The sequence below is a fragment of the Herbaspirillum lusitanum genome, assembly GCF_046025995.1.
In the GTDB taxonomy this organism is placed as follows: Bacteria; Pseudomonadota; Gammaproteobacteria; order Burkholderiales; family Burkholderiaceae_D; genus Herbaspirillum; species Herbaspirillum lusitanum_A.
The window spans coordinates 356,174-371,167 of the sequence record NZ_JAQQFM010000007.1; the positions used below are offsets into that span (position 1 = coordinate 356,174).

Sequence of the window (14,994 nt, forward strand, 5' to 3'; positions counted from 1 at the left end):
AGCTTTGCCCGAAATGAACCCATCCACTTCCAACTCTGCGCTGCGTATCTTGTTGCTGGCTTATGAGGGCATGAACCTGATCGACCTCAGCGGGCCGCTGCAGGCCTTTGCCACTGCCGGTCGTCTGAGCGACGCTGACGATGGCGCGGAGGGCCGCGCCGCTGACCCCGGCGTGCGCCGCTATGACATCCGCGTGCTGTCGGTCAATGGCGGCCAGATCACGACCAATGCCGGACTCAGCGTGCTGACTGAAGCCCTGGCCAGCGTTACCGTGCAGGCCGGCGACACCATCCTTGCCGCCGGCGGTTCGGTCGGCCCGAGCTTTTATGCCGAACCGGGACTGGTCGCCTGGATACGCGGCAATGCCGCACAGGCACGCCGCGTCTGCTCGGTTTGCACCGGCGCCTTCTTGCTGGCCGAGGCCGGCGTGCTGGACGGCTTGCGCGTGACCACGCACTGGAGCTGGGCGCTGCGTCTGCAGCGCCAGTATCCCGCGATCAAGGTGGATCCCGAGCCGATCTTCATTCAGCAGCAGCGCATCTGGACCTCGGCCGGCGTCACCGCCGGCATCGATCTGGCGCTGGCGCTGATTGAACAGGATTACGGCCACAAGCTGGCGATTGCGACGGCGCGGCAACTGGTGATGTTCATCAAACGTCCGGGCGGGCAATCGCAATTCAGCGTGCCGCTGGTGTCGCAGTCGGCTGAAAATGCCCGCTTCGCCGAGCTGCATGCCTGGATTGCCGCCAATCTGCGCGCCGACCTGCGGGTCGAGAATCTGGCGCAGCGCGTCAACATGACGCCGCGCACCTTTGCCCGCGTTTATGCCGCCGAGCTGGGGCGCACGCCGGGTAAAACAGTGGAGGCAATGCGGCTGGAAGCGGCTTGCCGCGCGCTGGAAGAAACCGAGCTGCCGCTCAAGAGTATTGCCAGCGAGGCCGGTTATGGCGAGGAACAGAATCTGCGCCGCGTCTTTTTACGGCAACTGGGTGTCAGCCCGGTGCAGTATCGGGAGCGCTTTTCGGCGCATTGAGGGCAAGCGCCCGGTTGGCGGCAAGCTGCATGCTGCATGCCTTCAGTTTGCGGCGTCCTGCTGCGACAGGCGGTCCAGCGTAGTCAAACCCGCCAGCGCATCCAGCCACCATGACAAGGCCGGGCCGGCACGGTGGTCCGGTTTGTAGACGCACTGTATCGGCAGGTCCATGCCCTGCGGCGGATGCTGCGGTGTGCTGACGCGCACCAGCCGGCCGGCGGCGAGATCGTCGCGCACCACGTGCTGCGGCATGTAACCCCATCCCATGCCGGCGCGCAGCAGCGCATGCTTGGTACCGACATCGCTCATGCGCCAGGTCAGGCGCGAGTGCACCGAAAAATCCTGGCGCGTGGTCAGTTCGCTGCGGTCGCTCAGCACCAGCTGAGTCTGTTGCAGCAGCAACTTCTCGGGAATGCGGCCGCGGATGCCGGCCAGCGCATGGCCCGGCGCCACCACCGCCACCATCCTGACGCTGGGTAGCGTCACGCGCAGCAGATTGGGCGGCGTGGTCGGCAGCGTGCCGAGTATGCCCAGCATGGCGCGCCCGTCGATCACGCGTTCCGCCACGCCGCCCAGCGCTTCGATATCCAGCCTGACGGTCACCGCCGGAAAGGCGTCGCGAAAGCGCCGCAGCAGATCCACCAGACAATCGGTAGGGAAAAACACGTCCACCGCCAGCGCCACTTCCAGTTCCTGACCTTTGGAGTACGAGCTGGCGCGATTCTGCAGCGAATCGACCTGATCGAGCACCTGCCGCGCATCCTGCAGCAGCGCGATGCCGGCATCGGTCAGCTGCGGCCGATAGCCGCTGCGGTCAAACAATTGCACGTCGAGCTGGCTTTCCAGCGTGGCCACCGCATAGCTGATGGCCGACTGGGCGCGCGCCAGATTACGCGCCGCCGCCAGAAAACTGCCGCTGTCGGCGACTTGCACGAAGACCCGCAGTTGATCGAGGGAAAGGCGTTCTATGTTCATGGGAAGAATGGGGGGGGGCGGTGCAGGGCGCGCAAACCGCAAAATAAGCAAAAAGCAACTATATCTAATAATTAGATAGTGATGATGAAAAGATAGACAGTTTTTTCCTGGCGCACGCTGCTCTATTCTGTCCTCACTGTCTGGCGCAACACAGCCGCGGAAAGCAAGCAGCGGCAGATGCAGGACCGGCAGCTCACCAACATTCAAATCACTCAGGGGTAGATCATGATCATTTCGCCATTTGCATATCGTATCGGCCGCATTCTGCTGGCTTCCTTGTTCGTCATTTCGGGCATCTTCAAGATCATCGGCTTTGCCGGCACGGTCGGCTATTTCGGCAGCCTAGGCTTGCCGGTGCCGACGCTGGTGGCGATCGTCACCATACTGGTGGAAGTCGGCGGCGGTCTGCTGCTGATGTTCGGCCGCGGCGTGCGTCCGGTGTCGCTGCTGATCGCGCTGTTCACCGTTGGCGCGACCTTGTCGGCGCACCATTTCTGGAACATGGAAGGCGCTATGGCGCAGGCTCAGCTGACGCATTTTCTGAAGAACATTTCCATCATCGGCGGCCTGCTGCTGGTTTCATCGATTGATCCGGAAGCGATGCCAGAGCAGCGTTAAGCAGAACTGAAGCACTATCCTGCCTTGCGCCGACCCGCAACTGCGAGTCGGCGCAAGCTGGATCGCGGCAATGACAAGCAAACAGCAAGCAAACCCAGTCATCCGCCCACAAGGCGAATACACCAGCCCGACGAAGAAGCCGGGCGCAGCAAGGAGCGCACCATGAGCACCACATTCACCCGCCAACTCGAACGTCTGGTCGACGGCATCCCGACTCAGGATGGCGCAGGCGTCAGCCTGACCCGCGTGCTGACCCACGATCTGCAGCGCCGGCTCGACCCTTTCCTGATGCTGGATCATTTCCACTCTGATGAGCCCAGCGATTATCTGGCCGGGTTTCCCGATCATCCGCATCGCGGCTTTGAAACCGTCACCTATATGCTGGCCGGGCGCATGCGTCACCACGACAATGCCGGCAATGAAGGCTTGCTGGAGCCGGGCGGCATGCAATGGATGACCGCCGGACGCGGTCTGGTGCACTCGGAATTGCCGGAACAGGAAAACGGTCTGATGAGCGGCTTCCAGCTGTGGGTGAATCTGGCCGGCGACGACAAGATGATCGCGCCGAACTACAGCGATATTCCATCGGCCGGCATCCCGGAAACCGAGCCGCAGCCGGGTCTCAAGGCGCGGGTACTGGCGGGCGAAGCCTTTGGCGTGACCGGCGCCATCAAGCGCGACAAGACCGAGCCGCTGTATCTGGACTTGCATGTGGAGGCGGGCGTCAGCTTCGATCTGCCGATTCCGGCGTCGCACAATGCCTTGCTGTATGTGTATGAAGGCAAGCTGGGTATTGGGGCGGCGGGCAGCGAACGCGTGGCGGCGGCCGGGCGTATGGCGATTCTGAGCAACACCAGGGAGGCAGCAGGGGTGCATCTGCAGGCGCAGGAAGCCAGCCGCTTTCTGCTGATCGCCGGCAAGCCGCTCAATGAGCCGATCGCTCAGTGGGGCCCGTTCGTGATGAATAGCCGCGAACAGGTCGAGCAGGCGATTGACGATTTTCGTGCCGGCCGTTTTTGAGTACGCACAGCTATCTGGATAGGCAAGATCGCAAGGAGATCCGGCACGCAAGCGGATCTGCCCAAAATACATGCCGGCCGCGAGCCGGTCAGCCAGGAGAATGACATGAGCAATATCCGCCACTTGATTACCGGTCTGACGCGCGACGTCGGTTTCCCGGTGCGCCGCCTGCTGCCGGCCGCCAATGCCCGCACCGTCGGCCCCTTTGTGTTTTTCGATCACATGGGACCGGTGGAATTCGACGCCGGCACCACCGAAGGCGACGTTCGTCCGCATCCCCACATCGGACTGGCTACCGTGACCTATCTGTTTTCCGGCGCCATGATGCATCGCGACAGTCTGGGCGTGGTCCAGCGCATCACGCCGGGCGCGGTGAACTGGATGGCTTCCGGACGCGGCATCGTGCATTCCGAACGCGTGCCTGAAGATATCCGCGAGCAGAGCGTGCCGGTGCATGGTCTGCAGATGTGGGTTGGTTTGCCGGCCGCGCAGGAAGAGAGTGCGCCGCTGTTCCATCACTATCCCGCCGAAGCCATGCCGACCGTGCAGGTCGACGGCATCCGCCTGCATGTGCTGACCGGCTCGGCCTTCGGCGTCAGTTCGCCGGTGCAGACTTCCAGCCCGACGCTGTACGTGGCCGCGACCGCGCCGGCCGGCAGCCGCCTGACTTTGCCTGCCGACTACAGCGAGCGCGCCGTGTATGTGGTCAAAGGCGGGCTGACGCTGGGCGGCCAGCAGATTGAAGCCGGTACGCTGGCGATACTGGAGCCGGGCGTGGCCTTGACGGTGGAGGTTGTGGGCGACAGCGTATTCATGCTGCTGGGCGGTGAGCCGCTGGACGGCCCGCGCTTCGTCTGGTGGAATTTTGTCGCCACTTCATGCGAAAAGATCGAGGCGGCCAAGCTGGCCTGGGATGCTCAGGATAAATCGGTGTTCCCGGATATCCCCGGCGAGAGCGAGTGGATTCCCTTGCCCCAGCATTGATTGCGCCGATATCGCTTAAGCGCAGCGGGCATGAAAAAGCCGGGAGTGATCCCGGCTTTTTTACTTTTATGCCTGCTGCAGCAGGTCGCCGCTGCCGGCTTGGTGCGGCCCGAACTTCAGAGCAGCCCGACGATGCGGCCCATTTCGGTCAGATAGGGGCTGTCGCGCAGGATCGCACCTTCGACCGTGTCTGCGGCATTGCGCAGCGACTGAAATGAGTCGCGCAGGCTGCCGGGGTGCGGTTGCGCCGCTGTCAGGTGTTCTTTCAGGCGCGCGATGTCCTGATGCAGCTGGCGCGCTTCGGGGGCGTCGGCCGGCAGTTTCTTCAGCTCTTCCTCGAAGGATGCAAGGATCTGCAACAGGCGTTGATGATTGAAGTGTTGAGTGTCGCTGGTGTTGTCTGACATAGTGCCTCCTTGCTGGGGTGAGTCGGCGAACCGTCGTTTCATTGTTGTATTGCTGCATGGCAATGAGGCTTGGCGGTTCACGCGGAAAACAAAATTATTCCGCATTTCTTTCGAATGCATATTGAGTGACCTCAAGCCGGGGCAGGAATTCCTGCATTCAACGATTTGCCTTTGCCGCCACCCCGGATTGCATGCAAAAAGAGGGGGAACAGGGCGGCGCCGCAGCGATGCCGCGCCCAGGCAAGAGCGTGGTTTGTTACACTGCGGGCTGTTCCGGCGTCGTCCGACGCCCGGATGTTCACATGCAAAGCCAAATTACCTCATGACCCAATCTCCAAGCGCAGCCTCCGACTCCATCATTCAGTGGGAGGCAGGCGGGCAGATGCATTCCTTGCGCTGGCATTCCGAAGCCGGCAACGCTGCGCCCAAGCGCGTGATGGCCGTCGACGACCAGATTCCGGCCGATGTCGCCTACAAACTGGCCTGCGAAGGCACCGGCCTGCTGTGGCAAGGCGATTACCAGAATGCGCGTCAATTGCTGCAGGCCATGGGCCGCCGCATCGACCAGGCGCGCGAGCGCAATGATGTCAAAAAAGCCAAGCACCGCGCCAAGGATGAAAAGCGCGCAGCCACTGCCGCTGCAGCCGGCGCCGCTGCGGCTGCGACACCTGCCGAAACCGGCCCGGCGCTGGCGTTTCACAAGCATCGCCATCTGCAGGCGCAACGCGCACGCATCCTCGGCATGCTGATGCTGCCGCTGGAAGCCGGCTTCCAGATGACGATGCGCCGCGCACCCGACGTGGCAGCGGCTTGCAGCGAAGCCTATGGCGAACAGATGGGCGCGCAGCCTTTCGCGATTTCCATGCGCGAGCTGCTGGGCCTGGTCGGCGCGCATGAGTGGCGCAAGAAGGGCGTCGAAATCGCGGCCCTGAACGAACGCATCCATCCGTATTACGGCGTCTATTCGCCGGTACGCGGCGAGTACATCGATCTGGTGGCGCAGGCGCCGTTGCCATCGACCGAGCTGGCTTTCGATATCGGGGTCGGCACCGGCGTGCTGTCTGCCTTGCTGTTGCAGCGCGGCGTCAAGCGCGTGGTGGCCGTCGATCAGGACCCGCGTGCGCTGGCTTGCGCGCGCGACAATCTGCAGCGCATGAAGCTGCTGAACAAGGTCGAATTGCTGGAAGGCGACCTGTTCCCGCCGGGCAAGGCGCCGTTGATCGTCTGCAATCCGCCGTGGCTGCCGGTGCGCCCGAGTTCGCCGATCGAACACGCGATTTACGATCCCGACAGCCGCATGCTATTGGGCTTCCTCAACGGCCTGGCCGAGCATCTGACACCGCAAGGCGAAGGCTGGCTGGTGATGTCCGATTTTGCCGAGCATCTGGGCTTGCGCCCGCGCGGCATGCTGCAGGAAGCGATCGCCCAAGCCGGTTTGCAGGTAGCAGGGCGCCACGATATCAAGCCGCGTCACGGCAAGGCGGCCGATCCGGACGATCCTTTGCACGCCGCCCGCAGCGCTGAAACTACAACATTGTGGCGATTGAAAATATCCAAATAATTCAAATGCTTGGATCGTTTAATTGATGTGAGTTATGAGTATTTTTGACATTGGCTGAGAAGCCGCTTCAGGTTCGGAGTCATCATGCAGAGCCCAGCAAGGCAGCAGTTCTCATCGCAAGGCGCGCCTATCCGTCCAGGCCATCGGGCGGGTTTGACGCATGGCCGTTTGCCATTCAGTACAGGTCTGAAGATGCTGCTGCCGGGTTTGATGGCTTTGCTGGCGCTGTCCACCGGCGATGCCTCGGCACAGACTTATGAGCGCCATCAGGGCGGCTATCCGGTGCCTGTGCCGGTGCCGGTGCCGGTGCCGACGCCCGGCATCGGGCAGCGGCAGGATCCGGATCGGCCCATGGTGACCACCTCTGCCAATACCTGCACCTGCCAGGTGGCGGAAACCAGCGGCAGTGCCTGCATGATCTTTTTGCGCACCAATGCCGCCGACTGGCTGGCCAAAAATGCGCCGCAGACGGCCTTGCGCTCATCCAATAACGGTCGTTTCTATGACACGCCGTTCGCCGTGGCGGCCAGCGCCTGCGCCGGTCGCAAGGTAGCGCCGGGCAGCGTCAAGGTGCATTGGCTGGATCGTAAAAATGCAATCCTGGAGTGGAAGTAAATTATAAGAATGTCGCTGCAAGCTTTTGTTTTTAATGTGTTTTTATGGAATACTTAAAGTAAATTCTCGCGCCAGTTTCAAGAAATTTTGCTCGGTCGGCCCGCTTGTCTCCGAGCGGCAAACAAGATTGATCGGCGCCACCAGGGCCGGCTGTGCGTCGTCGATCCGGCAATACGCCACGCTGTCGCGATGGAAGTTCTTCATCGAGGCCGGCACCACCGAAATCCCCGCGCCAGCCGCCACCAGGCTGATATTGGTCAGCATGCGTTCGACCTCCAGCGCGATGCGCGGCGTGAAGCCGGCATTTTCGCAAGCGGCGATCAGATTCGAGTACATGCCCGGCGCCCCATGCCGGCGTACCAGAATGAATTCTTCATCCGCCAGTGATTTGAGCGAGATGCACGGCATGACTTCGGTGTTTCCCACCTCTGTTGTCGATTCGGCCGGCGTCAGCAAGCAATGCCCGACCGGCAGCACCAGCAGCATTTCCTCTTCCAGCAATTGATGAAAGCTGATGCCTTGCGGCTGGCTGACCGGCAAACGCAGGAAGCCGATATCAATCTTGCCGTGCAGCAGATCCTCGGTCAGTTCGGCCGCGTTGCCTTCGTTGAGCGCCAGATGCACGTCGGGGTAAGCCTCGCGGTAGGCGCGGATGATGGCCGGGATCAGCGGATGCGCCGCGGCAGAGCTGGTGAAGCCGATGGAAATGGTGCCCTCGAAACCGCGCGCGGCACGCGCGGCCCGCTGCGATGCCAGCTCCACGCTGTGCAGAATGGTCTTGGCTTCTTCCAGAAAGATGCGACCGCCGGCGGTCAGATCGGCGCCCTTGGGATGCCGCTTGAAGAGCTCGAAGCCCAGTTCCTTTTCCAGCAGCCGGATCTGATGGCTCAGTGGTGGCTGTTGCATGTTCAGGCGCTCGGCGGCGCGGGTGAAGTGCTGTTCCTCGGCGACGGCGAGGAAATAGCGCAGGTGACGGAGTTCCATGGAAAAGGCTGAATCAGTGAATGAAAGTATCGAACTTGTTTTTTCGATACATTTTACATCTGATGCGACGGGCTTTTTGCCGATTCAAAGCCGGCGGCCTTCAGGCTTTCAGCATCGGTAAGGTCAGCGTCACCACGAAATGCCCATCGGCGTTGAAACTGAAGCTGAGGCTGCCGCCATGTGCGCGCATCACTTCTTCGACGATCGACAAGCCGAGGCTGGCGCCCATGCGACCGGCGCCGCGCGGCGTGAAGGGCTTGCGGATGCGCGTCCATTCGCCCTCCGGGATGCCGGGGCCGTCATCGATGAAGCTCAGCGTCAGTTTGCCCTGTGCCGGCTCTTGCTCCAGCCGCACCAGTAAAAAGCTGCTGGCGCCGTATTGCAGCGCGTTGCCGAGTACATTTTTGATCGCTTCGCGCAGGCTGATGGCGTCGCCCATGATCAGACAGGGCTGTTCGGGCGCCTGGACTTCAAACTCGGGCTGGCGGGTCTGATCGGACAAATGTGACAGCACATCGAGCATTTCGCTGCGCAGCAAGTGCGCCAGATCGATCTTTTCCAGCATCACCGAATCGCTGCGGTGCTGCACCATGGCGTGATTGATCAGCTGATTGACCAGCGCACCCAGGTTGCGCGTGCGTTCACGCAGGCGCTCCAGATGGCGCTGGCGGCCGTCCTCGTCATGCTGGGCAGACAGCAGTTCCATCTGCGACACCAGCGCAGTGACCGGGGTACGCAACTGATGGGCGGCGTCGCCGATCACGCGCCGCATCAGCGCGCGGTGCACCGCCAGTCTTTGCATGAAGGCATTGATGGCGCTGACCAGCGCGTGAGTCTCGGCCGGCACCGTGACCGACAGCGGCGACAGATCGTTCAGATCGCGCTCGCGGATCGCCGCCTCGATGCGCTTGAGCGGCGCGAGCGCCTGATACAGCGTGAACATGGCGGCAATGATGGTCAGCACGCTCATCACCAGAATCACCGCCAGCGCCTTGGTGCCCAGACTTTTGGCGAAGGACATGCGGCCGTTGTTGGTCTGCGCCAGCACAATCACCGCCCAGGGATGCGGCCCGGCGACCGGCATGCGGCGGCCGATGATCGCCATGCGCACCGGCAGGTCGAGATAGGCGCCATCCTGCAGCAGCGGGCCTTCGGCCAGCTTGTCCCAGGGGATTTCGGGCTTGAAGTCGGCATCGCCGGCCACCGTGCGGCCATCCGGATCGAGCACCACATACATGACCTGATCGCCCGCTGTCAGCATCGAAAACGCTGCCAGCGGCACATCCACGTTCACCGCGCCGTTCTGATACCAGGTGTTTTCCGCAATCTGCAATGCGCTGCCGGCCAGAATGCGGTCATAAGCCTCCTTGGCCGCCAGCTGGGTAGAGATCCAGATGGCGATCAGCAGCACCGCGGCGCTCAGCGTCAGCACCAGGCCGATGCGGGTGACCAGCCGCGTATACAGCGAGCGGCCGGCGATGATGATGCCGGGGCCGGCGGGGTTTTCCATGGATTTCATTTGTACGGCGATCTGCGGTTCAGCCATGGGCCGGCGCCAGCAGCACCAGTTGATAGCCGAGACCGCGCAGGGTGCGAATTTCAACCGCGGCGCCGCTCAGCTTCTTGCGCAGACGGGCGACGTACTGTTCCACGGTATTGGCGTTGGGCGTGTCGTCGACGCTGAACAGCCTGTCCATCAATTCATCCTTGCCGAAGATGCGGCCGGGGCGGGCGGCGATGATTTCCAGCAGCGTCACTTCGCGCCGCGTCAGATCGAGCGGCATGCCGTCCAGCAGCACGGTACGGCTCTTGCGGTCTATGCTCAGGTTGGCGCAGCTCAGCAGATTGGTGGAGTCGCCGCCGCTGCGCCGCAGCAGCACGCGGATGCGCGCCTCCAGTTCACGGAAATCGAAGGGCTTGATCAGATAGTCATCGGCGCCGAGGTCCAGCGCGCGTACCCGTTCTTCGATTTCGGCGCAGGCGGTCAGCATCAGCACCGGGGTATTCAGACCTTTTTCACGCAGCCGGCGCAGCAGCGAAAAGCCGTCCTGCTGCGGCAGCATCACGTCCAGAATCAGCAGATCGTAGGGATCGGCAACCATTCTGGCGGCTTCGTGGCCGTTGCTCTGCCATTCCACCGTGTGGCCGATGCGCGTGAGGTGGGCGACGATGGCTTCGGCCACGTCGGCGGTGTCTTCAACCAATAAGATGCGCATGCGCGGTCTCCACTTCCTGTCTTTTATTTCTGTGTGCCGGCTGTCTTGATGCAGCCTGGGCAGGTCGGCCTGCTTTGGCCTGTTTTGTATTTACGGCTCCGGCGCAGCTGCCTGACGGCGCCCCGGCTTCATTTCAGGTTGTGCAGATGGGGCGGGGCGGAGCCGTCCAGGCGGATTATGAACCCGAAGTTCTCAGCATTTAGTCAGCTTGGTTACAGCTTGCGAGATTAGCATCCCACACAGAATTTCAAAAAGTAAATCAGGAGATAGCCGTGAAAAATGATCCAGCCGCTGTGCTGCAGTCTTCCGCCGCGTCCGTTGCAAACACGAACGGCAGCGTCGACCCGACCAAACCTCTGCTCGAAATCGATAACGTCACGCTGCAGTACAAGACCAGCGATTTTCTGGTCACGGCCACGCAGCAGGTCAGCTTCAATGTCTACCCCTCGGATCGCTATGTCTTGCTGGGCCCCTCCGGCTGCGGCAAGTCGACGCTGCTCAAGGCCATCGGCGGCTATCTGCAACCGACCGCCGGCAAGATTCGCCTGAAAAACCGCGAAGTCACCCAGCCGGGGCCGGATCGCATGATGGTGTTTCAGGAGTTCGATCAGCTGCTGCCCTGGAAAACCGTGCGCCAGAACGTCGAGTTCGCGCTGCACGCCAGCGGCCGTCTGCAAGGCAAGCAAGCGGCAGAACGCGCGGCCTATTACATCGAAAAGGTCGGCCTGGCCACGTTCATCGACAGCTATCCGCACACCTTGTCGGGCGGCATGAAGCAGCGCGTGTCAATTGCGCGCGGCATGGCCATGGAGCCGGACGTGCTGCTGATGGATGAGCCCTTCGCCGCGCTGGATGCGCTGACCCGCCGCAAGATGCAGGATGAGCTGCTGCGGCTGTGGGACGACACGCACTTTACGGTGCTGTTCGTGACCCACTCGATCGAGGAAGCGATCCGCATCGGCACCCGCATTCTGCTGCTGTCACCGCATCCGGGTCAGGTGCGGGCCGAACTCAACAGCATTCCGCCGGAAGAGATGGGCACCGCCAGCCAGGCGCAGCTCGAAACCCGGATCAACGACATGCTGTTCGCGCACTGAGCGCAGCTTCCCGGGCCGCAGGCCAGGAAAAAATAATCAAGGAGATAACATCATGAGCAAGATCACGCCCTTCGTCCGTCCGGAAATCGTGCTGGAGCCTAGCCGCACGGCGGCCACCGAAGTGCAGCGGCCGCTGTCGGCCTTCGAATCCATTTACCGCATCAGCTGGATCCGCAAGACCGCCATCCTGTTGGTGCTGGCCGTCATCTGGGAAATCTACGGCCGCTGGCTGAACAACGCGCTGCTGTTTCCCAGCTTTACCGAGACTCTGCATGCTTTCATGAGCGGCATCGGCAGCGGCGTCTTGCTGCAGCGCGCGGCGGTATCGCTGGAAACCTTGCTGATCGGCTATGGCATCGGCATCCTGCTGGCCGGCTTGCTGACCACGGTGGCGATCAGCTCGCGCATCGGCAATGACTTGCTGGAAACCCTGACCTCCATGTTCAACCCGCTGCCGGCGATTGCCTTGCTGCCGCTGGCGCTGATCTGGTTCGGCCTGGGCACCGGCAGCATCATTTTCGTGCTGGTGCATTCGGTGCTGTGGGCGGTGGCGCTCAATACCCACGGCGGCTTCCGCGCGGTGTCCAATACGCTGCGCATGGTCGGCCAGAACTATGGCCTGAAGCGCTTTTCGCTGGTGCGGTCGATTCTGATCCCGGCGGCGTTCCCGAGCATTCTGACCGGCCTCAAGGTCGGCTGGGCCTTCGCCTGGCGTACGCTGATCGCAGCCGAGCTGGTGTTTGGTGTATCGTCCGGCGCCGGCGGTCTGGGCTGGTACATCTTTGAAAACCGAAATCAGCTGGAAACCGCGAACGTGTTTTCAGGCCTGTTCTTCGTGATCCTGATCGGGCTGTTCGTGGAAAACATGATCTTCGCCAAGATCGAAAAGCGCACCATCCATCGCTGGGGCATGCAGCATTGAGGCGACCGCAAGCCATGGCCAGAAAAGATTTGCCCATATAAATGACAAGTGACTGAAGGAGACAAGATGCAACGCAGACAATTTTCCCGACTGATTCCTAAGGCCATGCTGACGGCCATGCTGGGCCTGTCCATGCTGGCCGGCGCGCCCGGCCTGGCGCGCGCCGAAGCGCCGGCGGTGCGCCTGTCGCACGGTTACGGCCTGCTATATCTGCCGCTGATGGTGATCCGCGATCAGGGCCTGATCGAAAAGCATGCCAAGGCCATGGGACTGGGCGAGGTCAAGACCAACTGGGTGCTGCTGGACGGGGGCAACGTGATCAATGACGCCATGCTGGCCGGCAATCTGGACATCGCCGGCACCGGCGCGCCTGGCTTCATCACGCTGTGGTCGAAGGCACACGGCATTCCGCGCTCGGAAGTGATCGGTCTCGGCGCGCTGAGCACTTCGCCGCTGTGGCTCAACACCAATAATCCCAACATCAAGTCGCTGAAGGACTTCAGCTCCAAGGACAAGATCGCCATTCCGGGCATCAAGACCTCGCTGTCGGCAGTGCTGCTGCAGATGGCGGTGGCCAAGACCTTCGGTGTGGAGAACTATGCCAAGCTGGATCCGATGACGGTCAGCCTCAGCCATCCGGAGGCGGTCGGTTCGCTGTTATCCGGCAAAACCGAGATCACTGCCCACTTCACTTCGCCGCCGTTTTCGTATCAGGAAGTGAAAGATCCGAAGATCACGCGCGTGCTGAATTCTTCCGAGGTGCTGGGCAACATCACGCTGGATGTGGTGTTTGCGCTCAAGCAGTTCACCGACAAGAATCCCAAACTGACCCAGGCCTTCATGGCGGCGCAGGAAGAAGCCAACGCCTACATCGCCAAGAATCGGAAGGGCGCGGCCGAGACTTTCCTGCGAGTTTCCAAGATGAAACTGTCTCAGGAAGAAGTGGAAAAGATGCTGGCTGACCCCGACACCCAGTTCTCGACCACGCCGGATGGCGTGATGCAATACGTGCTGTTCATGGACAAGGCCGGCACCATCAAGACCAAACCCAAGGTCTGGTCGGACCTGTTTGTGCCGGAGTTCAAGACGCGCAAGGGAAGTTGACAGGGGGACGATCCCGCCGGTGTTTCGCGGCTGGATTGCCTCGTAGCCGTAACAAAAGACAAAGCCGCCTGCATCGTGTGATCGATGCCGGCGGCTTTTTTCGTTTTAATGCGCTTGATGCGATGGGGTGAGGGGGCGGTGCCTGGGAGCTAGCCGCTGCAAGCTCAGTGCCGATTCAGATCCTGGTTTTGATGGCGCTGCAGCCAGGCAAGACCCGCCAGGGGCACGCACGCGGCCAACAGCGCCAGCAGTGCCAGAGCAGGTACTCCGCTCAGAGGCAGCGCTTGAGCTTGCGGCGACACCGGTTCCAGGGCAACGCTCAGCATGGCTGCCGAGATCAGCGACGCCAGCACGATTCCCAGATCCTGCACGATATTGAGCAAGGCCATGAAGCCGGCCCTTTGCTCCGGCGCCGGAATCTTGCTGCATGCGGCGGCGACGCTGACATTGCGGCCGGCGCTCCCCGACATGAAAAGCACAAATGCCAGCATGGGCGCGAACAGGGAAAAGTCCAGCAAGGGCGTCAAGCCCAGCCAGACGACCGCCGTTGCCAGTGCGGCCGTCTTCAGCGGGCCGATGTAGTCTGACAGACGGCCCAGCACCTGCATGGTCATGAGCGCACTCAGTCCGCCGATGAGGTAAAGCATGCCGAGTTCGGCACGCGGGTAGCTGAGGTTGAGCACAAAGAAGGAAGAATAGATCGGGATGATCAGAAAGCTGGAAAACTGATTACCTGCCTGGATCAGGCAGGCGATTCGGACGGCAGGCTGTTTCAGCAGCATTGGCAAGGAGGTCGTGCTTGTCTGCCTGGCTGTCACTTCATGTTCTAGCGGCAGCAGCCATGCCGCCAGCAGGCAGATCAGTACGCCCAATGCCCCCAGGCAGTAAAACGGCAGTTGCCAGCCGCCGGCGCGCGAAAGCTCCAGCGCGGCCGGTACGCCGGCAATCAATGCCAGCGAAATCCCGATCATGACCTTGCCGATGGCGGCGCCGCGCCGCTCCGGCGGCGTCGCATCGATCACCAGCGCCATGGCCAGCGCAACCGACAGTCCGCCGAAGATTCCGGTGAGCGCGCGCGCCAGTAACAGACTGCCCAAGCCGGTCGCCATGCCTGCCAGAAAAGTGAACAGGGAAAGTGCGGCAAAGCAGATCAGCAGCCCGGTCTTGCGATTAATGCGATCCAGATAGCGGATCGAGAACAGTCCGGCAAGCACGGAGGAGGCGGTATACGCGGTGGTCAGCCAGGCCAACTGCGCCGGCGGGAATTGTAAGGCTGTGGAGACATCCGGGCCGAGCGGTAGCAACAAAAGAAAGTCCAGGATGTAGGTGAATTGAACGGACGCGATGAGCGGAATGAGCAGGCGTGGCTTTGCAGCGGAAAGGGAGAAAGGCATGGAGAAAAAGGAGTGGTAGTCGGAGCTAATTCAAAAATGTAATTGCGAATCATTGTCATTGTGT

Annotated in this window: 15 protein-coding genes; 9 read left to right on the forward strand and 6 right to left on the reverse strand. The window is 61.7% G+C overall.

Annotation, left to right across the window (positions count from 1 at the left end; translation table 11 throughout):
* Nucleotides 1-40: 40 nt before the first annotated feature.
* Entirely contained in the window at nucleotides 41-1,033 is a 993-nt protein-coding gene (locus PQR62_RS17490; protein WP_408159379.1) for a GlxA family transcriptional regulator, read from the forward strand.
* A 42-nt stretch (nucleotides 1,034-1,075) separates the two neighbouring features.
* Here the strand turns inward: PQR62_RS17490 and PQR62_RS17495 are convergent, their stop codons facing one another.
* Nucleotides 1,076-2,008, reverse strand: a complete 933-nt coding sequence (locus tag PQR62_RS17495; RefSeq protein ID WP_408159265.1) for a LysR family transcriptional regulator — start codon at nucleotides 2,006-2,008, stop codon at nucleotides 1,076-1,078.
* Between the two features lie 225 nt (nucleotides 2,009-2,233).
* On the opposite strand from PQR62_RS17495, the gene PQR62_RS17500 reads away from it, so the two are divergent.
* From PQR62_RS17500 to PQR62_RS17510, 3 genes are all read left to right on the forward strand, one after another.
* Nucleotides 2,234-2,626 (forward strand): DoxX family protein, encoded by a 393-nt coding sequence (locus PQR62_RS17500; RefSeq protein ID WP_408159267.1) that lies wholly within the window; start codon nucleotides 2,234-2,236, stop codon nucleotides 2,624-2,626.
* Nucleotides 2,627-2,788: 162 nt separating this feature from the next.
* Nucleotides 2,789-3,646 carry a pirin family protein gene (locus PQR62_RS17505; protein WP_408159268.1) on the forward strand — a complete coding sequence of 286 codons (858 nt, stop codon included), beginning with the start codon at nucleotides 2,789-2,791 and terminating at the stop codon, nucleotides 3,644-3,646.
* 105 nt (nucleotides 3,647-3,751) lie between these two features.
* A complete protein-coding gene (locus PQR62_RS17510; protein ID WP_408159269.1) occupies nucleotides 3,752-4,630 on the forward strand; it encodes a pirin family protein in 879 nt (292 codons plus the stop codon).
* 116 nt (nucleotides 4,631-4,746) lie between these two features.
* On the opposite strand, the gene PQR62_RS17515 is transcribed toward PQR62_RS17510, so the two are convergent.
* A complete protein-coding gene (locus tag PQR62_RS17515; RefSeq protein ID WP_408159270.1) occupies nucleotides 4,747-5,037 on the reverse strand; it encodes a hypothetical protein in 291 nt (96 codons plus the stop codon).
* Nucleotides 5,038-5,359: 322 nt separating this feature from the next.
* Here PQR62_RS17515 and PQR62_RS17520 point away from each other — a divergent pair, with 322 nt between their 5' ends.
* Complete coding sequence (locus tag PQR62_RS17520; protein WP_408159271.1) at nucleotides 5,360-6,598, forward strand: methyltransferase; 1,239 nt, start codon at nucleotides 5,360-5,362, stop codon at nucleotides 6,596-6,598.
* Nucleotides 6,599-6,682: 84 nt separating this feature from the next.
* Nucleotides 6,683-7,213, forward strand: a complete 531-nt coding sequence (locus PQR62_RS17525) for a hypothetical protein (RefSeq protein WP_408159272.1) — start codon at nucleotides 6,683-6,685, stop codon at nucleotides 7,211-7,213.
* Between the two features lie 42 nt (nucleotides 7,214-7,255).
* Here the strand turns inward: PQR62_RS17525 and PQR62_RS17530 are convergent, their stop codons facing one another.
* The 3 genes from PQR62_RS17530 to PQR62_RS17540 all read right to left on the reverse strand — a co-directional run bounded on the left by PQR62_RS17530 (nucleotide 7,256) and on the right by PQR62_RS17540 (nucleotide 10,413).
* On the reverse strand, nucleotides 7,256-8,197 hold the full coding sequence (locus tag PQR62_RS17530; protein WP_408159273.1) for a LysR substrate-binding domain-containing protein: 942 nt from the start codon (nucleotides 8,195-8,197) through the stop codon (nucleotides 7,256-7,258).
* A gap of 100 nt (nucleotides 8,198-8,297) precedes the next feature.
* Complete coding sequence (locus PQR62_RS17535) at nucleotides 8,298-9,707, reverse strand: sensor histidine kinase (RefSeq protein WP_408159274.1); 1,410 nt, start codon at nucleotides 9,705-9,707, stop codon at nucleotides 8,298-8,300.
* 28 nt (nucleotides 9,708-9,735) lie between these two features.
* Nucleotides 9,736-10,413 (reverse strand): response regulator transcription factor, encoded by a 678-nt coding sequence (locus tag PQR62_RS17540; protein ID WP_408159275.1) that lies wholly within the window; start codon nucleotides 10,411-10,413, stop codon nucleotides 9,736-9,738.
* A gap of 296 nt (nucleotides 10,414-10,709) precedes the next feature.
* Between PQR62_RS17540 and PQR62_RS17545 the strand changes: the two genes are divergently transcribed.
* From PQR62_RS17545 to PQR62_RS17555, 3 genes are all read left to right on the forward strand, one after another.
* Nucleotides 10,710-11,510: an ABC transporter ATP-binding protein gene (locus tag PQR62_RS17545; protein ID WP_408159380.1), complete on the forward strand. Its 801-nt coding sequence runs from the start codon at nucleotides 10,710-10,712 to the stop codon at nucleotides 11,508-11,510.
* 52 nt (nucleotides 11,511-11,562) lie between these two features.
* Nucleotides 11,563-12,432, forward strand: coding sequence for an ABC transporter permease (locus PQR62_RS17550; RefSeq protein WP_408159276.1), 870 nt, complete (start codon nucleotides 11,563-11,565; stop codon nucleotides 12,430-12,432).
* Nucleotides 12,433-12,498: 66 nt separating this feature from the next.
* The gene (locus PQR62_RS17555; RefSeq protein ID WP_408159277.1) at nucleotides 12,499-13,536 is read left to right on the forward strand and encodes an ABC transporter substrate-binding protein; all 1,038 of its coding nucleotides are present in this window, start codon (nucleotides 12,499-12,501) and stop codon (nucleotides 13,534-13,536) included.
* 164 nt (nucleotides 13,537-13,700) lie between these two features.
* Here PQR62_RS17555 and PQR62_RS17560 read toward each other — a convergent pair whose 3' ends face one another.
* Nucleotides 13,701-14,930 (reverse strand): MFS transporter, encoded by a 1,230-nt coding sequence (locus PQR62_RS17560; RefSeq protein WP_408159278.1) that lies wholly within the window; start codon nucleotides 14,928-14,930, stop codon nucleotides 13,701-13,703.
* Nucleotides 14,931-14,994: the final 64 nt, after the last annotated feature.